This window comes from Pseudonocardia sp. TMWB2A, assembly GCF_017312135.1.
In genome coordinates, this window is the sequence record NZ_QKQY01000001.1 from 1,433,859 (window position 1) to 1,454,323 (window position 20,465).

15 protein-coding genes and 1 tRNA gene are annotated in these 20,465 nt (G+C 59.4%); 11 read left to right on the plus strand and 5 right to left on the minus strand.

Annotation, left to right across the window (positions count from 1 at the left end; all coding sequences use genetic code 11):
• Window positions 1-306 precede the first annotated feature (306 nt).
• The 8 genes from DMP17_RS06670 (at window position 307) to DMP17_RS06705 (ending at window position 11,613) form a co-directional block, all read left to right on the plus strand.
• A complete protein-coding gene (locus DMP17_RS06670; RefSeq protein WP_337828281.1) occupies window positions 307-1,599 on the plus strand; it encodes an RNB domain-containing ribonuclease in 1,293 nt (430 codons plus the stop codon).
• Window positions 1,600-1,891: 292 nt separating this feature from the next.
• Window positions 1,892-3,283, plus strand: a complete 1,392-nt coding sequence (locus tag DMP17_RS06675; protein ID WP_337828282.1) for an MFS transporter — start codon at window positions 1,892-1,894, stop codon at window positions 3,281-3,283.
• A gap of 172 nt (window positions 3,284-3,455) precedes the next feature.
• Window positions 3,456-5,765 (plus strand): TonB-dependent receptor, encoded by a 2,310-nt coding sequence (locus DMP17_RS06680; RefSeq protein WP_337828283.1) that lies wholly within the window; start codon window positions 3,456-3,458, stop codon window positions 5,763-5,765.
• 71 nt (window positions 5,766-5,836) lie between these two features.
• On the plus strand, window positions 5,837-6,745 hold the full coding sequence (locus DMP17_RS06685; RefSeq protein WP_337829768.1) for a LysR family transcriptional regulator: 909 nt from the start codon (window positions 5,837-5,839) through the stop codon (window positions 6,743-6,745).
• Between the two features lie 168 nt (window positions 6,746-6,913).
• A complete protein-coding gene (locus tag DMP17_RS06690; RefSeq protein ID WP_337828284.1) occupies window positions 6,914-7,891 on the plus strand; it encodes an NAD(P)H-dependent flavin oxidoreductase in 978 nt (325 codons plus the stop codon).
• Between the two features lie 12 nt (window positions 7,892-7,903).
• Complete coding sequence (locus DMP17_RS06695; protein WP_337828285.1) at window positions 7,904-9,427, plus strand: AMP-binding protein; 1,524 nt, start codon at window positions 7,904-7,906, stop codon at window positions 9,425-9,427.
• 115 nt (window positions 9,428-9,542) lie between these two features.
• Window positions 9,543-10,607 carry a PLP-dependent cysteine synthase family protein gene (locus DMP17_RS06700; protein ID WP_337828286.1) on the plus strand — a complete coding sequence of 355 codons (1,065 nt, stop codon included), beginning with the start codon at window positions 9,543-9,545 and terminating at the stop codon, window positions 10,605-10,607.
• 127 nt (window positions 10,608-10,734) lie between these two features.
• On the plus strand, window positions 10,735-11,613 hold the full coding sequence (locus DMP17_RS06705) for an enoyl-CoA hydratase/isomerase family protein (protein WP_337828287.1): 879 nt from the start codon (window positions 10,735-10,737) through the stop codon (window positions 11,611-11,613).
• A gap of 30 nt (window positions 11,614-11,643) precedes the next feature.
• On the opposite strand, the gene DMP17_RS06710 is transcribed toward DMP17_RS06705, so the two are convergent.
• The 3 genes from DMP17_RS06710 to DMP17_RS06720 form a co-directional block, all read right to left on the minus strand.
• Window positions 11,644-12,543, minus strand: coding sequence for a LysR family transcriptional regulator (locus DMP17_RS06710; RefSeq protein ID WP_337828288.1), 900 nt, complete (start codon window positions 12,541-12,543; stop codon window positions 11,644-11,646).
• A 42-nt stretch (window positions 12,544-12,585) separates the two neighbouring features.
• Window positions 12,586-13,752 carry a CaiB/BaiF CoA transferase family protein gene (locus DMP17_RS06715; protein ID WP_337828289.1) on the minus strand — a complete coding sequence of 389 codons (1,167 nt, stop codon included), beginning with the start codon at window positions 13,750-13,752 and terminating at the stop codon, window positions 12,586-12,588.
• A 1,182-nt stretch (window positions 13,753-14,934) separates the two neighbouring features.
• A tRNA-Cys gene (locus tag DMP17_RS06720) sits at window positions 14,935-15,008 on the minus strand.
• A 190-nt stretch (window positions 15,009-15,198) separates the two neighbouring features.
• On the opposite strand from DMP17_RS06720, the gene DMP17_RS06725 reads away from it, so the two are divergent.
• From DMP17_RS06725 to DMP17_RS06735, 3 genes are all read left to right on the plus strand, one after another.
• Complete coding sequence (locus DMP17_RS06725) at window positions 15,199-15,921, plus strand: protein-L-isoaspartate O-methyltransferase family protein (protein ID WP_337828290.1); 723 nt, start codon at window positions 15,199-15,201, stop codon at window positions 15,919-15,921.
• A 45-nt stretch (window positions 15,922-15,966) separates the two neighbouring features.
• Window positions 15,967-17,469, plus strand: a complete 1,503-nt coding sequence (locus DMP17_RS06730) for a TolC family outer membrane protein (protein WP_337828291.1) — start codon at window positions 15,967-15,969, stop codon at window positions 17,467-17,469.
• A 160-nt stretch (window positions 17,470-17,629) separates the two neighbouring features.
• Window positions 17,630-18,136 (plus strand): DUF2497 domain-containing protein, encoded by a 507-nt coding sequence (locus DMP17_RS06735; protein WP_337828292.1) that lies wholly within the window; start codon window positions 17,630-17,632, stop codon window positions 18,134-18,136.
• A gap of 340 nt (window positions 18,137-18,476) precedes the next feature.
• On the opposite strand, the gene mmsB is transcribed toward DMP17_RS06735, so the two are convergent.
• Together mmsB and DMP17_RS06745 are read right to left on the minus strand one after the other, a co-directional pair.
• A complete protein-coding gene (mmsB, locus tag DMP17_RS06740) occupies window positions 18,477-19,361 on the minus strand; it encodes a 3-hydroxyisobutyrate dehydrogenase (RefSeq protein ID WP_337828293.1) in 885 nt (294 codons plus the stop codon).
• 249 nt (window positions 19,362-19,610) lie between these two features.
• A complete protein-coding gene (locus DMP17_RS06745) occupies window positions 19,611-20,435 on the minus strand; it encodes an enoyl-CoA hydratase (protein ID WP_337828294.1) in 825 nt (274 codons plus the stop codon).
• Between the last annotated feature and the right edge of the window lie 30 nt (window positions 20,436-20,465).

Below are 20,465 nucleotides of genomic sequence, written 5' to 3' on the forward strand. Positions count from 1 at the left end.
CTTTTTTACCCACGTTCCCCACCCGTCATTGCGAGCGCCATAGGCGCGCGGCAATCCAGAGTCACGGAACTCAAAGCTTGTGTGAGACGACTCTGGATTGCCGCGCCGCTACGCGGTTCGCAATGACGGGTGGGGGCATAAGAGGTAACGAATCCGCACCATCGGCTTTTCAAGCCTTGCCCGACGCGGGTGGATGCGGATAGCAAAGGGGCGATGAAAAGCCTGATCGACCCGACGCACACGCTGAACAGCGGCCTTGCCACCATCCGCCAGCAATTCCAGGTTCCGCCCGACTTCCCGCCGGACGTGCTGGCCGCCGCCAATGATGCCGCGACCCACGCGCCGACCGCGCATCAGGACCGCACCGCGCTTCCCTTTGTGACGTTGGACCCGGCGACCTCGACCGACCTCGACCAAGCCTTTGCGATCGAAGTTGCGGGCGCGGACATCATCCTCAAATATGCGATTGCGGATGTGGCGTGGTTTGTCGATGATGGTGGGGTGATTGATGCCGAAGCGTGGAAACGCGGCGCGACCATCTATATGCCCGACGGCAAGGCGGGGCTTTATCCGCCGGTGTTGAGCGAAAATGCGGCCAGCCTGCTCCCCGACGGCCCGCGCCCTGCGGTGGTTTTCACCGTGCGGGTCGATGCGGACGGCGTGCCGAAACTGGACGGGGCGGAGCGCGCGATCATCCAAAGCCGCGCCAAGCTTGCTTATGACAGCGTGCGCCCCACCGACTTGCCGCAAGGTTTTGCCGAGCTGGCGCGACGGATGCAGGCCGCCGAAGTCGCACGCGGCGCGGCGCGCGTCGATCCGCCCGAACAGGAGGTCGGCCATGATGCCGAAGGGCGGCCCGAACTTTTGTTCCGCCCGCGCCTACAGTCGGAAGAGGACAATGCGGCGCTGTCGCTCGCGACCAATTTGGCGATAGCCGATGCGTTGCAGGCAAACGCTACAGGTCTATTTCGTGTGATGGACGAACCGGGCGAACCGGCGATCCGGCGGCTGCGCCATACCGCACGCGCGTTCGGGCTGGATTGGCCGGAAAGCGCCTCCTTGAGCGATTATGAAAAGACGCTCGACCCCGCCGACGCGCGGCAAGCGGCGTTCATGCTCGCGATCCGGCGGGCGGGCAATGGCGCAAGCTATAAGCCTTATGAAGCGGGCGTCACGCCCTGGCATTCGGCGATGGCGGCGACCTATACCCATGCGACCGCACCACTCCGCCGCTTGGCCGACCGCTATATTGTGCGCGCAGCATTAAGCGTCGCCAATGGCGAGCCGGTGGAACCGGTCGTTGCTGACGCCTTTGAACGCCTCCCCAAAATCATGGCGCGCGCCGATTCACTAGGCAATCAGGTCGATAATGCGGTGATAGACCTTGCCGAAACCATCGTGTTGCAGGACAAAATCGGGCAATCGTTCGACGCCATCGTCACCGACATAGACGAACGCGGCGTGAGGATGCAGCTCAGCCAATACCCCGTCGTCGCCCGCGTCGTAGCGCGCGGCACCAACCCCGGCGACGCCATGCAAGTCCGCTTGGTCAAAGCCGACACAGCCACCCGCGCACTGGAATTTGAACGCATAGCTTGAGGGCGCAAGGAAAAGGCCGCGCCCTTTTCCATCGCCCATCTCGGGAATCACGCGTCCCCTTCGTGGTCTCCCACCCTCAAAATCAGGACCAAACGCATCCGGAAGTCCAAGGGCTATTCCAACCGACCCCATAGAAATGGGTCATGGTGCAGGGTGGCATCCGATTGATTAGCCCATTTCACCAAAGCCTGTGCGAAATCATTTGTTCGGGATTTTATAGGCTTCACAATCATTACGCATTTCATCATTGGCCTGACTTTTGGTGGAATGGCGTGAGATTGGGGAGCGGATTATGGCGAAGGCCACACAAAATTCACCGGAGGCATCTGGGGTGCTGGGGATCGGGGTGCTGGTGGCTTATGCAATTTATGCGTTGCCGCTGACCGCCACAACAATTGCGATCACCAGTTTTATCCCCGGCTATTATAGCGCGACGCTGGGCCTGTCATTGGCCACGATTGGCAGTGCGATGCTGGCGATCCGGCTGACCGATGCGATTGTTGACCCCTTGATCGGGTGGGTGGTCGATGCCGCGCCATTTAAGCAACGCTATAAGCCCTGGACGTTGATTATCCTGCCGCTCTATCTGCTGGCGATCTTTCTTGTCTTTTTTCCAATCGTTGAAAGCCCCTCCCCGCTCTATCTCTTTGCCGCCGGGGCTATCGCCTATATCTCTTTTTCCGTGGCATCGGTGGTGCATCAGGCCTGGGGGGCCGCGCTAGCGCATAGCCCGACCGCGCTGACGCGATTGTTTGGATATCGTGAAATCGCGGTGATACTCGGCATTTTCGGCCTGTTTGGCGCCACAGCTATCGCCGAAAGCCTGACAGGGGATGCGGTGCAATTGCGCGCTATGGCCGCTGGTGGATTCCTGATTGTTGTGCTGACGCTGGCGACGCTGGCAACGCTGTTGTTCACGCCCGATCCGCCTGCGGAGGGCCGCGCAGGCGCCCATTTTTCGCTGCGCTTGCTCAAACCCTTTCTGCTCAGCGGGCCGTTCATGCGGATTTGTGGCGCAACATTCTGCATCAATTTCGCATGGATGGCGAATGGCGCCATCGGATTTTTCATTGCCAAATATCTGTTCGGCGCAGCAGATCGTTTCGCGCTGGGGCTGACCGTCACCTTTGTCTGTGCCGCCATCGGTATGGCGATCTGGCTACCGCTCGCCAAGCGTATCGGTGACCGCCGGGCGATGACCATCGCCTGCCTCTACCTCGCCGCCATATTCGGTGCGCAACCGCTGGCCTTTGGCTTTGGCGTCCCCGGCTATCTCGCGGCAATGGCCTTGATGGGTCTGGGCTTTGGCGCCGGGCCATTCATGCTGCGATCGCTGACCGGCGCGGCAGCCAATGCTTATGAACGACAAGAGGCCGGTAGCGTACGCGGTGCCGCCTATGCCGCCGCCATTTTCTTTGACAAAATGGGCAGCGGTGCGGGCGCGGCTTCGCTGATTTTGGTGGCGGCATTGGGGTTTGACCCCAAAACGGTCGTGACCGCATCGGGTGTGCAGGGATTGACGATAATCGCCGTCGGGGTGCCGGTGCTAGGCTTTTTGCTATGCGCCTGGCTGACCCACAGCATCCGCATTGATGATGCAGAAACGGCGACAGGGGACGGGCCAGTAACCGGCGCTCCAACCGGCGCTCCAGCGACCGATTATGCCGCTCAAAGTGCCGCCTGACAACCGGTAACGCCGCTTCACGCAACACCCTCACCATCATAGATGAGCGCAGTTCACCTACTTTGAATCCTATTCGTTTGTGCTTCGGGCCGACGCCGCCGATGCCTCATGACAAACAGGAACCCAGAACAGCACACGCACGGGGCCTGATAGCCAACAAGGGAGAGAGATTATGAGGACCACGATCCGCGCGTTCAGTGTTGCCGGGATCAGCGCCATTGCCTTGGCGAGCGCCGCGAATGCACAAGCGCAAAGCAGCGACGCACAAGCCGAGGCGCAAGCGCAAAGCAGCCCGGCCGCCGCACCGGCAGAGGACGGCCTCGACGACATTGTCGTGGTCGCCCAAAAGCGCGAGGAGCGGTTGCAGGATGTGCCGGTGTCCGTCGGCGTCATCACCGGTGCAGATACCGAACGGCTGGGCATCAACGATCTGGAATCGCTGTCATCACGCGTCCCCAATCTGACCATCGCAGAATCGGCGAGCGGCAACCGCATTGCCATGCGCGGCATCAGTTCGGGGTCGAACCGCGGCTTTGAACAATCGGTCGGTATGTTTGTGGATGGCGTCTATGCCGGACGCGCGCGCCAATTCACGGTGCCGTTTTTCGATGTCGAGCGGATAGAAGTGCTGCGCGGACCGCAAGGTGTGTTGTTTGGCAAAAACACCGTGGCGGGCGCGATCAACATTTTGACTACGCGGCCCAAGCGCAAGAGCGAAATCATTCTGGGCGGTGCCACCAACCTCAACTTTGGCGGGTATGAGCTATCGGCGATTGTAAATATGCCGATCACCGACACGCTGGCGCTACGCGTTTCGGGGCGCACCGCCGACAGCGATGACGGTCCGCTGCGCAATACGCGCATGTTGTCGCATGACCGCGGCAGCCGGGAACATCTGGGGCGCGTTGCGCTGCGCTGGGAGCCGACCTCGTCCGTTTCCGTCGATGGTAAATATGAATATTCCGAACGCCGCACCCGGGGCGGATTGTTCCAACTGATCGCCTTTGGTGCATATCGCCCGCTCTTCTCCCGCTTTGATCCGCAGGTAGAGGCAAATCTCGACCAACAAACCAGCTTTGGCGTTGCGCCGGGGCGGCAGAATATCAATTCGATGGGCGCGCATAATGGCGCGCTGCGGGTGCAGGTGGATTTTGACACGCTGCGACTGGTGTCGCAATCGGGCTATTCCTCTTATCGTTCGCGCGATATTGATGAAGATGCCGATTATACGCCGGTGCCGCTGCTCGCTTATAATAATCGCGAGAGCTATCGTCAGATCAGTCAGGAATTGCGGCTGGAATCCACCAGCGACGGCCTGTTGAGCTATGTCGTCGGCGGCTATTTCCAGAAAAGCCGCTATCGGCTGACACAGGAATATCTGGTCACCGGTGCTGTGCTGGGATTATTCAACACCAACCCCCGCGCCTTTTTTGATCAGGATGTCACATCCTATAGCGGCTTTGGTGAATTGACGTTGCAGCCGGTAGAGGGCCTGCGCATCATCGGTGGCGCGCGCTGGACGAAGGAGGACAAGGCCGCACGGCGCGGTGTGACGATTTACAGCATGACGGGCCTGCCCGAAACCAACCCCGCGCTGTTGGCCGCGATCCGCAACAATTTCGGCTATAATAATTATCTGCTCGACCAAACGCATGACGAATCGCAATGGTCGCCGGGGCTGACAGTGCAATATCGTCCGGTCAGCAATCTGATGCTCTATGCCCGCGCCAGCCGGGGCTATTTAAGCGGCGGTTTCAACGCATCCGACACGATGGGCGACCCGCGCGGATATGGCAGCGAACGGGCCACCTCGATTGAAGCAGGCGCAAAATTTTCCGCCGGTCGCCGGTTCGAGGCGAATATGGCGGTGTTCCATTCGGTGTATAAGGGGTTGCAGGTCGTGTCGTTCAACGGCACCGGCTTTATCACCGCCAACGCCGGACAGGCCTCCGCCAATGGGGTCGAACTCGATGCCCGCTGGCTGGTTGCGCCGCGCCTTACGCTTTCGGGATCGGTCAACTATCTGGATGCGACCTATGATGATTATCGCGGGGCCAGCTGCACCACAGGACAGGCCGATGCCCATCGGCTGTCGGGCAAGCCCGGCCCTTGCACGCAGGATTTGACCGGGCGGCCGCTCATCTATGCCTCCCGCTGGTCGGGCAGCGCCAATCTGGATTACCGTATGCCGATCATGGCGGGCTGGTCGCTTAACGGCAATGTCGGCATGTCGTATCGCAGCGCGCAATATGTCGCGCCCGACCTTGATCCGATCAGCCGTCAATCGGGCTATGCGCTGGTCGATGCCAGCCTGTCGCTGACTGCGCCCGACGACCGCATCAATGTGGCGCTGGTGATGAAGAATCTGACCGATCAGCGCCGCGCGGCCTATGTCCTCAATATTCCGGTGTTTTCCGGGGCAAAGGGGGCCTCGATTATCGAACCGCGCTCGATAGAGGTGCGCACGACGCTGCGCTTCTAAACACTACTTCGCGACTGGACGCGCCGCGCGTCTTGACGCATGAGGCACGGCAAAGGATGCTGTGAGTGACGATGAAACTGCCAGGCTGGCCCCTCTTGCAAACCGTGGAAGCGGTGGTGCGGCTTGGCAGTTTCAAACTGGCGGCGGAGGAACAGTTTCTGACGCCCTCTGCCGTCAGCCACCGCATCAAACAGTTGGAAGAAGATCTGCGCCACCCGCTGTTCGAACGGGTAGGTCAGGGGATATTACCGACACAGGATGCGATGCGCATTGCCGCCGTCGTTGCCAATGCCCAGCGCGAAGTGGGCGATGTGTGGAAAAGCATCAAAGACGATGCCGCCACGCGCCCGGTCAGGGTGCAATGTATGGCAGGGTTTGGCGACCATTTCCTGCTGTCGGGAATTCAGGATTTCAAACGCAAATTCCCCGATTTCGAACTGGAATTGACCAGCAATGTCACCGGACTGCCCAAAGGGGGCCGCCATGCCGATATTATGATCGGGCTGGGCAAATATCCCGAAGGCGATTGGCTGTGCGAAGATTTGTTGGAATTTCAGGTGCAGCCCATCGCCGCACCCGATGCCGTCAGCCGTTTTTTCCGCGACGGGCGGCTGACCGGGCCGTTATTGGGCTATGCGGGATTTCCGCAATTATGGCATGACGTCGCCGCAGCGATTGATGTCGAGTTGCAACCCGACGCCCGCATCATCGGCTTTGATTCTGCACAATCTTTATGTGCTGCGGCGCGCAGCGGGGTGGGGATTGCGCTTGCGCCATCCTGGCTCGCGCGGGAATGGATTGATGCTGGCCATGTCGTCGCGCTGGGCGCGGGGCCGGTGTCGGTCGGCGGCCAATATTGGGTGGCGGTGCGGCGCACGCAGGAACGCTTCCACAATTTCGACCATTTCCATCGCTGGCTCAAATCACGCATTGCGCAGCGCAGCGGCATGAGCACGGTGGGAGCATATACAGGAGAATAGGCGCGGGCCTCTCCGCCTGATCCCCGCCTGAGCTGAAAATTCCCGACACATTTGCTACAAGTGAATATGTCTCACGAATGGGCGCGCTTTCTCGTTTGAGGTGAAGCCCCCTCATCCGCATCATCCTCCCGACAAAAATACACCGGGTGACGGTGACGGGAGGATATCATGACTATTCCATCGCAATTTCAGAACATGCTGCGGCTGCCGGTCATTGGTGCGCCGATGTTTATCGCGTCGGGCCGCGACCTGATTGTCGAACAATGCCGCGCCGGTATCATTGGTGCTTTCCCTGCGCTCAACGCGCGCCCGCAAACCGAACTCAAGGACTGGATTGCCGAAATCCGCGAACGGCTGGCGGCGGACAATGACGGTTTTCCGGTTGCCCCCTTTGCGGTCAATCAGGTGATGAGCGCGCTCAATGACCGTTGGGAGGCCGATCTTGTCACCATCGTGCAGGAGAAAGTGCCCCTGATCATCACCAGCCTGCGTGCGCCTCCGCCGGAAATTATCAGTGAAGTGCATGGATATGGCGGGCTGATCTTTCATGATGTCACCAACCTCAAACATGCCCGTAAGGCGGCATCGGCGGGGGTCGATGGCCTGATTCTCGTGAGCGCGGGTGCCGGTGGACAGGGCGGCGACCGCAGCCCCTTTGCCCTCGTCAATCAGGTCAAAGACTTTTTTGACGGCACCATCATATTGTCCGGCGCGATGAGCACTGGCGGCGACATATTGGCGGCGCAAGCGATGGGCGCCGACCTCGCCTATCTTGGCACGCGCTTTTTGGCGGCGTCGGAATCGGGCACCAGCGCCGAACATAAGGCAGAAATTATCGCCGCCGACGCCGACGACATTATCTACACCAACATCTTCACCGGCATTTACGGCAACTATCTGAAGCCTACGCTCACCGCCGCCGGGCTCGACATCAACAACCTGCCGCCCTGGAGCCCGGAAACCGCAAAATACCGTCGCGGCGAGGATGGCGAGATCAAAGTGTGGCGGGACATTCGCGGGGCCGGTCATGGCTGTGGGTCGATTACCGCAGAAATGCCGGTGGCCGACATTGTTGAGCAGCTCGAACAGGAATATCACGCCGCATTGGCACAGGTGCAGTCGCACCGCTTCCAGCGCCGTCGCTGACCGGGGTAGGCGATGACACATATCGCACAGGTTGTGCAGAAACAGCCCGACGCTATCGCGGCAATCTTTCCCGACAGCGGCACCACCCTCAGCTTCGGGGCGCTTGACCGCGCCGCCAATCAGGCAGCACACGCCTATCGCGCCATCGGGCTGAAGCGCGGCGATTGTGTGGGCATCGCCATCACCAACCGCGCCGAATGGCTGTCCTGTGTGCTGGGGGCTCAGCGCGCGGGCCTCTATTACGTCCTACTGTCAACCAAATTGTCCGCAGCCGACCTTGCCTATATTGTCGAGAATTCCGAGGCTGCTGCGCTTGTCATCTCCGCCGGATGTTTTGCGCTGGAAACGCCGGGTGCGATCGACGCGCTGCCTACGCGCGTGTTCGGCATTGACCTGTCAGGCGTAGAGGATTGGACCGCGTTTGCCGCGCAGATGCCCGAAACGCCGGTGGCCGACCCGTCATGGGGGCGGGTGATGCTCTATAGTTCGGGGACCACCGGACGGCCAAAAGGAGTGCGTAAACCGCTGCCCTACGGCGCATGGGATATAGCCGAACCGGCCAATAGCTGGATCGAACAAGCGTATAAACTGCGTCCCGGCGCGGTGCTGATTTCACCCAGCCTGCTCTATCACGCGGCCCCCCATCGCTATGTCTTGGCAGCACTACACAGCGGCGCATCGGTCGTGATACCCGAGCGATTTGATGCGGCACAGGCATTGCATCTGATCGAACAGTATCGCGGCACCCACGGGCTTTGGGTGCCAACCATGTTCCACCGGATGCTGCAATTGCCGGAGCAAGAGCGGCTAGCCGCCGATCTCGGCTCGATGCAATATGCCATCCACGGTGCCGCCCCCTGCCCCGTCCATGTCAAACAGCGGATGATTGATTGGTGGGGGCCGATCATTGATGAATATTATTCGGGCAGCGAAGGTGTGGGTTTTACCCATATCACCTCGGCCGAATGGCTGGCGCACCCCGGCTCTGTCGGGCGACTTGCACCGGGCAGCGTCCATATTCTGGATGCACAGGGCCAGCCGCTTGGTCCCGACATGATCGGCGAGATTTACTTTGCGGGCGACAATGCCTTTGAATATTGGCGCGACCCCCAAAAGACCGCTGATAGTGTCAGCCGACAGGGTTGGCGCACCTTTGGCGATATTGGCTATCTCGACGAGGACGGCTACCTCTATATTACCGATCGCAAGAATTTCACGATCATCTCCGGCGGGGTCAATCTCTATCCCAAGGAGATTGAGGCGGCGATTTTGGAACTGCCGATGGTGCGCGATGTGGCGGTATTCGGTGTGCCCGACCCCGATTTCGGGGAAACGACCTGCGCGGCTGTCGAGGTGGAGGCTGGCGTCTGCGCCGACGATGCGCTCGCCGCCACCATTTTGGCGCATGTCCGGCAGTCACTGGGGCCGGTCAAAACGCCCAAAAGCCTGTTTTTCGAAAGCGCGCTCCCCCGTCACGACACCGGCAAACTCTATAAGGCCGAACTGGTCGCCAAATATAGTCGCGCGCCAAAGTAAATGGCGCCCGGCTTGCCCTATTGGACGCGGCCAAACGTGGTGTCCGTTGGGCCGTCGGGCCGCTGCGACGCGCTGCAAACGCGGCAATTTTGACGAAATATAAGGGAGTAGACTGGTGCAGGATCGGGCGTGGCAGGATTGGGCGACAAAGCGGATTGCGGCGGATTACCGGCGTTCGGCGGACACCCACCTCATTCCGGTGTCGATGCCCGCGCTGCCCGACATTGCACTCTATGTGAAGGATGAAGCATCGCACCCGACGGGCAGCCTCAAACACCGGCTCGCCCGCTCGCTCTTCCTCTATGCGCTGTGCAATGGCTGGCTGGCCAAGGGGCGTCCGGTGATCGAGGCGTCGAGCGGGTCGACCGCCGTATCAGAAGCCTATTTCGCCCAAATGCTCGACCTGCCGTTTATCACGGTGGTTCCGCATAATACCGCAGCGGAGAAAATCGCGGCGATCACGGCGCTTGGCGGTCAATGCCATTATGTCGAGAATCCGCGCGAGATTTATGGCGCAGCCCGCGCGCTCGCCGCCGAAACCGGCGGACATTATATCGACCAGTTCACCTATGCCGAACGGGCGACCGATTGGCGCGGCAACAATAATATCGCCGAAACCATTTTCGCGCAGATGGAATGTGAGCCGCATCCTCTCCCGCGCTGGATTGTCTGTGGCGCGGGGACCGGTGGCACATCTGCAACGATTGGCCGCTTTGCCCGCCACCACCATCATGCCACCGGAATCTGTGTCGCAGATCCTGCGGCATCGGTGTTCCACCGCCATTGGCATGACCGCAATGTGATGACCCATGACGGCGCGCCCAGCCTCATTGAAGGGATTGGCCGCCCTTGTGTCGAGCCCAGCTTTATCCCCACCGTGGTCGACCGCATGATTGTGGTGGAGGATGATCAATCCATCGCCGCTGCCCGCGTCCTGTCGCGGCGCATTGGCCGGTTATGCGGGGGATCGACTGGCACCAATATGTGGGCCTGCGCGATGCTCGTCAGCGAGATGGCCGCACGGGGAGAGGCCGGCTCCATCGTCACCATATTATGCGACAGCGGCGAACGCTATCGCTCGACCTATTATAATGACGATTGGATCGCCGAACGCGCACTCGACCTCGCCCCGCTGGAGGCGCGTATGGAACGCTTCTTCGAAACCGGCCATTTGGATTGATGAACCCGCCGCAATTGGTAAATATAGCTCATCAATTGCCTGTCTATTGCGTTTTACCCTGCACACCTCCTCCCGCACACAAGATGCCGATATCTGTGTACCATCTTGAAGAGAGGAATGTGTCGCCATGCAAGAAGTCAGTTACGCCAGCGTAGACCGGATAATCGCCGACGCACCCGAGGGCATGACCAAATTCAAGATAGAGGTGGATGCCGAACATCATGTCGGGCTTGTCACGCTCAACCGCCCGGAAAAGCTCAACGCCTTTAGCATGGGCAATCCCGCCGACCAGCCGCGCCCCGAGGGCTGGACCCTATTCGACCAATATATGCGCGCTGTGACGCAGGAATTGAAATTCGACAAACGCATCCGCGTAGTGGTGGTAACGGGGGCGGGCCGCGCCTTTTCAGCGGGCGCGGACATTAAAGATTGGTCGTCGCTCGAACAAAAGGCCAGCAGCGCGCAATCGCCCTTTACACGGGAAGGGCTGATGATTGACGAATCCACCGCGATGATGGCCATCTGGTTCCGCCATTTGATGAAGCCGACAATCGCGATGGTGAATGGCCCCGCTGTCGGCATGGGGGCGGACCTTGCGGCCTCTTGCGATATGCGGGTTATGTCCGATGACGCCTTTTTCCAATGGGCCTATGTCCTCAATGGTCTGCCACCGGTCGATGGCGGGACATGGTTGCTCCCGCGCATTGTCGGTCAGGCAAAAGCATTGGAATGGATGCTGACGGGGCAGCGCGTGAGCGCGTCCGATGCGTTGCAATGGGGCCTTGCCAACCATGTGGTTGCCGCCGATGCCTTATATGATCGCACCATGGCGCTAGCACAGCATATCGCCAAAAGCGCGCCGAATGTCCTGCAGGCGGTCCGCTTTGGCGTAGAGACATCGGCCACCCTGCCAATGCAGGAAAGCGTCGGTATGAGCTATATGTCGGCGATGATCTGCCGGGAGGATATACGGCGGCAAATCGTCGAACGCGCCGCTGCAATCTGATCTATGGGCGTAGAGCCGGGCGGGCGCTGTTCACCGCTTGGCCTTGTCCTGCGCAATCTGGGTTTTCAGCCAGCGGCGGAAACGGGCAAAGCTGGGCCAGCCATGCTGTTCGGGTTTGGCCGCCAGCCAGTAATTCAACTGTGTATCTATCGGCCGGTCACGGCACAGGATATGCGCCTTGCCCTCCCGCTCCATACGCGCCGCAATAAAGGCTGGAGCAAGCGCAACTCCTAAGCCATGCTCTGCCGCGATACAGGCCGACACGATGGAATCGAACGTCACGATCTTCGCGTCGGGATGCACATGATGCCCCAGCGTGTCGGCAATCTGCGCCCATGTCAGACGGCTCGCGCCATAACCGATTAGCGGCCCGCTGAGCGCGCCATCCACCAGCATCTCCCCCAGCATATGCGGCGCAACGACGGGATGCATCAAAAGCGGCATGAGCGGTTCGACCTGCCATTTGCCCGGCGGCGGCGCACCGAGGCCGATCACAAAATCATAGGGCCGCACCGCTTGGGCATCGGAATAGACGCTGCTCGACAGATCAAGGTCGATATTGCTGAACGTACGGCGAAATACGTCCATCTGCGGCAGGATAAAATGCTCGCCAAAGCCCGCCATACAGCGCACGCTAATCATATGCTCGTCATTTTTTTTGGCGACGGCCTGCCACGCACGGTCAATCTGGACGCGCGCCGCCCCCACCGCCTCTCCCAGCGTCAGCGCGGCAGCGGTTGGCTTCACCCCCTGCCCCACACGCTCGAAAAGCCGCGCACCGAGCATCTGTTCAACCGAGTGCACGCGGTGGCTGATCGCAGACGGCGTTACCAGCAATTCCTCCGCCGCTTCGCGAAAACTGCCGCGCCGCGTCACCGCTTCTATCGTCTGCAGCAAAAGGAATGGCGGCGTAGGCGGGGCAGGCGACATGGGACCGATGCTCGTCGAAAAGGAATGATATTTAGCCGCCTGTCATAGCGTCTTACCGGCAGCGCGCGCAATCATCGCCGCATCATAGCCGATGCCGCCCAGAATTTCGGCACTATGCTCGCCCAATCGTGGCGCGTCAGCGGGCGATGTCAGCGCCGCCCCGTTGATCCGCCACGGTCCGTTCAGATACCGCACGCGCCCCGCTGCCTCCCCCAGATCACGCACCGCAAATGTGCCGTTTGCAACCACCTGATCGAATGTAAACATCTGTTCCTGCGTCAGCACGGGCGCCACCGGCAATTTGGCGGCGCGCGTCATGGCGATAAGCTCTTCGGCGCTCCATTGTGCCATCAAAGCGCCCGCCTCTCTTTGCCAATCGGCAAAGTGGCGCACCAGCGCTTCACGCGTTGCAAAACGGGCATCGCTGCACAAATCCTCGCGCCCCAGCACCCGGAACAGGCTGTGATACTCCTCCAATTGCAGAAACAGGATCGACACCCAGCCATCGGCAACTTTGAACTTTGCGTGGTTGAGCCGCTCCTTACTCACCGTGCGGTCTAGAAACGTGTGCAGCGCCATCGAATCTTCCATCAGAAATTCGATTGTCGCGTCCAGCATCGACACCGCAATATGCGCGCCGCCTTGCCCTGCCCCGCGCGCGACCAGTGCGGCCAGAATACCTTCCGCTGCGGCGCGCCCGGTAATTTTGTCCGCAATCGCGCATTGCACATATTCCGGCTCGCCATGCCGCCCTTGCATCCCCATAAAGCCGCTCAAAGCCTGGATCATCAAATCATAGGCGCGCATATCCGACCACGGCCCTTCGGCGCCAAAGCCGGAGATAGAGGCATAGACCAAATCGGGATTATCCGCCTTCAATGTGTCATAGCCCAGCCCCAACCGTTCCATCACGCCGGGCCGAAAATTTTCCACAACCACATCGCATTGCGCCGCCAGCACGCGGAGTGCCGCTTTTCCTTCTTCGGTCCGCAGGTCGATCACCACAGATTTTTTGCCGCGGTTCACCTGCATAAAGATAGGGGCCAGCGTCTCGATGCGGGGCTCGCCGACGTTACGCATTATATCGCCGCTGGGCGCTTCGACTTTGATGACCTCGGCGCCCATATGCGCCAGAACACTGGTGCAGGCCGGGCCCGATAGCACCGTCGTCATGTCGAGAACTTTGATGGAATTGAGCAGTGTCGTCACAATCGCATACCCCACTATAGCACGCAGACAGTTCATCATTCCTGTCCACGGATCCGGCGCATCCACGTCGCAACTTGATCCGCTACAACAGGAAGCTATCAGCCGTTTTTTTATCGGCTTAGACTATGATGGAAGCCGTCCGCTAACAAACAAATGTCATGGCCAATAGATGAACCGGATTCATCACAGAGGCGTCTAGGATCAGGCCCTATTAATTGTGCAGTCGAGGTTTGAGGCGGTTTGGCTCAATGCAAAGAGGCAAGCGCAAACATATTTGAGTAAGTCGGGCCTTGCCGACGCGGCAAAGACTGCCCTGAGCGACTGACTTGCAGGCCAGATCGCCTCAGTTCATCGCTATGGGAGACGAATGGGCGGCATGTCTAGGGTGAGCTGCTCCAAGATTTGAACCCAGCTTTAAGAACCTACGCTCCACCTCGAAAATATGGGCTGCACGGCGAAGGCCATCTTTCGTGTTCCGTTCCTCGCAATGCCAGCCCCGGCTGTTCAGGGCAACGCTGTCTGTGCCACTTTCTAAACTGGCGATGACTGCCTTGGCTAGTTCATAGGCGAGTTCGCTCCGCATGTAAGGCGTTTTTCGTAGCAAGTGAGCTATGCCATCCTCGGACTTGTGTAAAAAAGAAGGATCGAAGTCTCTCAATTAAATAATATTAATTTATCCGCTTATAAGTAAACAAAAATATTATTAATATAATTACATGCCCTGATAGGACGTAATAATAATAATTATTAAAAGTAATATTTCCTGAAACTCTCATAAAAACCATAAAAACCATCACGCATAAACTTATAGTATTCAAGAAATATATAAATTTTTGAAAATTATCTGTTTCTGTAATTTCTTTTATTTTTTGCACATTCCACCTCCAATCCCTTTAATATAAGATTTTCTATTGCGATATTCCCGGCCATCGCACATTGATAACTAGCAAAATCCATAGCGATCCAAAATGCTATTCCTGCCGCCATCCGCCTCGATGTGTCTCAACGGACCTACCTCGACTTTATTTGCACCTATTGCTGAGGAGGTTAAGCTAGTCATCATACCAATATTTACCATGCGCTCATTTGCTAAAGAAAACAAAAAGCTTCATGTGACAAACTGGCTTAATTCCCAAGCTTTGCGGACAGCTGGAAAGACAAAAAAAATGGGAAGAAGGGAAATGGAGGCCCGTGCCGGAATCGAACCGGCGTATACGGATTTGCAGTCCGCTGCGTCACCACTCCGCCAACGGGCCTCACTGATGGTGAAGGCGCCACTTGTGGAGGTTTGGCGGCAATGTCAAGCCATCTGGCATAATGACGCCAAGATTTTGCGGCGAAGCCATCTGCTTTCGTTACCGCTATTCACTTGGCGCTTGGCATAAAAGCCAGTAAGGACAGCCGCGTTGTGGCACTAGGGACCGCCGTCCGGGTGCTGCGCGTGCTATGCTGTATTACTATTGCAATACAGGTCAAACCGGTATAAACAAGCCACACAAGTTTTGGGGTATGTTCGTGAATCAAAGCCAATTCAAAGCCATGCGGCAGCATATGGTCGAAAGCCAGTTGCGGACCAGCGATGTCAATGATCCCGCCATCTTGGGGGCGATGGCGCAGGTCCCGCGCGAAGCCTATGTGCCCGAAGCGCGCGCCAGCACGGCCTATATGGACCGCGCCATTCCGCTCACAGAGGGCCGCGCGCTCAATCCGCCGCTCACCATCGGACGCCTGATTGTCGAGGCGGACCTCGCCCCGACCGACAAGGTGCTGCTGATCGGCGCGGCGAGCGGCTATACCGCCGACATTGTCGCGCGCCTTGCCGGCCATGTCGTCGCGCTTGAAGAATCGACAGAGCTTGCAGCCCAAGCCCGCACACATCTCGATGCCCGCGACAATATCACCTTTGTCGAAGGCCCGCTCAACCAAGGTGCGGCGGCCCATGCGCCTTATGATGTCATCATCGTCGATGGCGCGATTGAAGAATTGCCCGCTATTATCGTTACCCAACTCGCGCCCGAAGGCCGTGTGGTGGCCGGAATTGTCGACCGCGCCGTGACCCGCCTTTGTTATGGCGTGCGCGTGGGCGAGCGCGTGGCGTTCAACCCTTTTGCCGATATGGAAGCGGCCCCGCTCCCCGGCTTTGCCAAACCCAAAGTTTTCAGCTTTTAATAACCCGTCCAGACCCTTGCGACCGTAGATAAGGAATAATAAATAGTGCGCAGCAAAGCTCTTCTCCGGTCCACACTCGCTCTTTCCGTCCTTGCAGCCAGCGCAGTTGCGTTGCCGGTGCAGGCGGAAACGCTCAAAGGCGCGCTTGAAAAAGCCTATGACAATAATCCGACGCTGACCGCCGCGCGCGCGGGGCAACGGGCGCAGGACGAAAATGTGCCGATTGCGCGCGCAGACGGCCTGCCCTCTGCCGGAAGTCAGGCGGATTATCAGGAAAATCTGTTCGGCGTGAGCCAAGGCATGAATGACCGCTCGCTGGCAGTCAGCGCCACCGCGTCGGTCCCGCTCTATCAAGGCGGACGTGTCAAAAATGCGGTACGCGCAGCGGAAAAGCGCGTCGAATCGGGGCAAGCAGACCTGCGCGCCACCGAAGCATCAGTGTTTAATCAGGTCGTTGCCGTCTATATGGACGTCATCCGCGATCAGGCGATTGTGTCGCTCAACCGTGGCAATGTCGGGGTCTTGTCGGTCAATGTCGAAGCGACGCGCGACCGGTTCCAGATTGGCGACCTCACCCGCACCGATATTGCCCAGTCCGAATCGCGCCTTGCGCTCGCCCAAGGCCAGCTCCGTAGCGCCGAAGCCCAGCTTATCGGCAGCCGTGAACGCTATATCGAGCTTGTCGGCGAAGCGCCGGTCGATTTGCAACCGCCGCCGCCGCTCCCCAATTTGCCCGCATCGGCAGACGATGCGGTACAACAGGCGCTCGCCGAAAATCCCGACATTGAAGCCGCGCAATATCAGGTCGAAGCCAGCCGTTATGATGTGAAATCGGCCAAGGGCGCGCGTTTGCCGCAAATCGAAGCATCAGGCCGCACCACCTATAATAATTATCTCGGTTCGCTGGATAGCGCGAACCCCGCATTCCGCGCCGATCAGGACCGTATCGCGGGCGGTGTCGGCGTGACCGCAACCTTCCCTTTATTCCAGGGCGGCCGTCCGGCGGCCATCGTGCGGCAGGCACAGGCGCGTAACAGTCAGGCGATGGAAGGCTTGATTGCGACCGAACGCAGCGTAATCGCGCAAACCCGCGCCGCTTTTGCCAGCCATCGCGCGTCTCAGGACATCATCCTGTCGTCGCAAACCGCCGTGCAGGCCAGCAGCCTGTCACTGGAAGGCGTGCGCGCGGAAAATAGCGTCGGCAACCGCACCATTCTCGACATTTTGAACGCCGAGCAGGAATTGCTGAACGCGCAGGTCGATCTGGTCGCCGCGCAGCGCAATGCCTATGTTGCAGGCTTCTCGTTGCTCGCCGCGATGGGGCGGGCCGAAGCGCAGGATTTGGGACTGGAAGGCGGGCCGCTTTATCAGCCCGAAGCCAATTATAACCGCGTCAAGGACAAGGTGTGGGATTGGGACGATGATCCAAATCCGACCCCCCAAGCCACGCGCACCTATGAAAGCCCTGCGCAAAATGCGACGGTGCCGACGATGGACCGCCCCGGCACCAATGCGTCGCAAACCCCTGTTCCGCCGCGTCGTTATTAGGGCTCGTTAAGCTCGGTTAAGCTATGTCGGGGGCAGGCCTGTGGCTCGCTCCGTCGCCCTCAGCGCCCCCATTGTCTCGCTTTGACACAAAAATATTGGCAAGGCCCGCATGAGCGGCTAGCAATCAAGCTCGTTCTTACAGGGGTTTAAAGTGGGCGACATGAGCAGAGAGCCTTCTATGGAAGAAATACTTTCGTCTATCCGCCGCGTAATGGCGCGCGAAGACGCCGAGGCGGGTAAAGTCGCCGCCCCCCGTGCCTCGGCCAATGGTGGCGGGGATGATGAGGATCCTTTTGCCGCCGGACAGGCCGACCCCGCCGCCGACGGGCAGGATGCTGGGACGACCGAAGAAGAAGTGCTGGAACTGACCGACACCAGCCCCGAACCCGCATTATCCGGCGATGCCAAGGGTAATACCAAAGTTAGCGACGCAAGCCTGCTTGCCACCGATCGCGTGGCCGCCAGCCGCCAATCGCTCAGCCAATTGGCCGAAGCGGTCAAACCCGCCCCGCGTCCGGACATGGCTATAGGCTCCGTCTCGCTCGACCAGATGGTGCAGGATATGGTGCGCCCGATGCTCAAAGAATGGCTCGACGCGCATTTGCCGGAAATCGTGGAACGCATGGTCTCGCGCGAAATTTCACGGATTACCGACCGTAATTATTGAGGGGGGTCGGAGCGCGTCGCGCGCTCACTTTTGTCCCATTACCGTCATTGCGAGGCGCGAAGGTCGCCGCCACTTAACCCCCACCGTCATTGCGAGCGCCGTAGGGGCGCGGCAATCCAGAGCAGTCTCACACAAATGTAGCGTGACTTGGCTCTGGATTGCCGCGCCGCTTCGCGGCTCGCAATGACGGTAGGGAGAAAAAAGAGGTGCGCGCCTACGGCGCTCGCAATGAGGATGGGGGGGAAGGAGTCCCGCAATGACGGCCAGAAAAGCCCCTCCCGCCTGCGGGAGGGGTTTGGGGAGGGCCTGTTCAAATAGAACCACTCCCCAACTCAGCCCTCTATGCCAACTTATCCAACGCCCGGATAATCCCCGAAAAGTCATGGCCTTCGGGATAACCCGCAACAAAGGCTTCATAAAGCGCTGCTGCCCGCGCGCCCATCGGCACATGCGCGTCGACGCTGCCCGCCGCTTCCATCGCAAGGCGCAAATCCTTGAGCATCAAAGGCGCGGCAAACCCGCCTTTATAGTCGCGGTCGGCGGGCGATTCGGGGCCGACACCCGGGACCGGACAATAGCTGGTCATAGACCAGCTTTGCCCCGACGATACCGAGGCGATGTCATAATATTTTTGCAAATCGAGGCCGAGCTTTTCGGCCAACAGGAAGCTTTCGCACGTCGCCACCATTGTCGCGCCGAGTAGCATATTATTGCAGATTTTCGCAGCCTGTCCCGCGCCGCTCTCACCCGCATGGATGACCGCCTTGCCCATTTTAGCGAGCACCGGCTGCCCGCGTTCAAAACCTTCATCGGTGCCACCAACCATGAAGGTCAGCGTGCCCGCATTGGCCGCCGCAATCCCGCCCGATACCGGCGCATCGACCGCGACAAAGCCCTTGGCGGTGGCGGCCTCCGCATTGCTCTTGGCGGTCGCGACATCAATGGTCGAACAATCGAGGAGCAGTGTGCCGGGCGCAGCGTTGGGGAACACATCGGCTTCATAGACCGCCGCGACGTGCTTGCCTGCGGGCAGCATGGTGACGACCACATCCGCGCCGGTAATGGCTTCAGCGGCGCTCGCGGCCCGCTCACAACCCGCTTCGACGGCACGGTCGAGGGCGTCGGCGCTCAGATCAAAGGCGCGCACCGCATAGCCCGCTTTCGCGAGATTAGCGGCCATCCCGCCACCCATATTGCCCAGTCCGATAAATGCGATTTTTGTCATAATCTCCCCTCCCGCTTGCGGGAGGGGCCGGAGGTGGGCCTTCTCCCGAATATGATGGTGGGTGCTTATAAAGAAAGACCCACCCCTAACCCCTCCCGCAAGCGGGAGGGGGACTATACCCGTGTCCCCGCGAAGGCGGGGACGCAGTGTTAGGCAACTCTATGCCGCCCTAGGCTCCCGCCTGCGCGGGAGCATAATTTTTTACTTTTTCTTTCACTTACTTCCCCGTCCAGTTATCGGCCCGTCCACTTACCTGCCCGTCCAATTACCGGGGCGTTTTTCCACGAAGGCGGCCATGCCTTCTTTCTGGTCCTCGGTGCCGAACAGGCCGTGGAACAGGCGGCGTTCAAAGTTGATGCCCTGTTGCAAGCCGGTTTCAAACGCGGCGTTGACCATTTCCTTGTTCGCAATGACCGCGAGCGGGGCCATGCCCGCAATCGTCGCGGCGGTTTTGAGCGCGTCATCAAGGAGGTCGGCGGCTGGCACAACGCGCGCGGCAAGGCCGGAGCGTTCGGCTTCTTCGGCGCCCATCATGCGGCCGGTCAGGCACATTTCCATTGCTTTGGACTTGCCCACTGCGCGGGTGAGGCGCTGTGATCCGCCCATGCCGGGGGTCACGCCGAGCTTGATTTCGGGCTGGCCGAATTTGGCATTGTCGCCCGCAATGATGAAGTCGCACATCATCGCCAACTCGCACCCGCCGCCGAGCGCATAGCCTGCAACCGCCGCAATCACCGGCTTGCGGGTCGCGGTCACGCGGTCATAGCCGCCAAAGAAATTGCCGCCATACATGGCCGCAAAGCCTTCGGTCTGCATTTCCTTAATGTCCGCGCCCGCCGCAAACGCTTTTTCGCTACCGGTGAGGACCGCGCAGCCTTGGCTGGTGTCGGCATCATAGGCTTCAAGTGCGGCGATAAGGTCGGCCAGCACCTGGCTGTTGAGTGCATTGAGCGCATCGGGGCGGTTCAACGTAATGAGCGTCACCGCGCCCCTTTTCTCTACGATCAGCGTTTTATAGTCGGGCATAATCTCAAACCTTCTTTCCTCGTCATTCCCGCGAAAGCGGGAATCCATCTCGTAACCGCTCGTCTAAATCCATCGGTC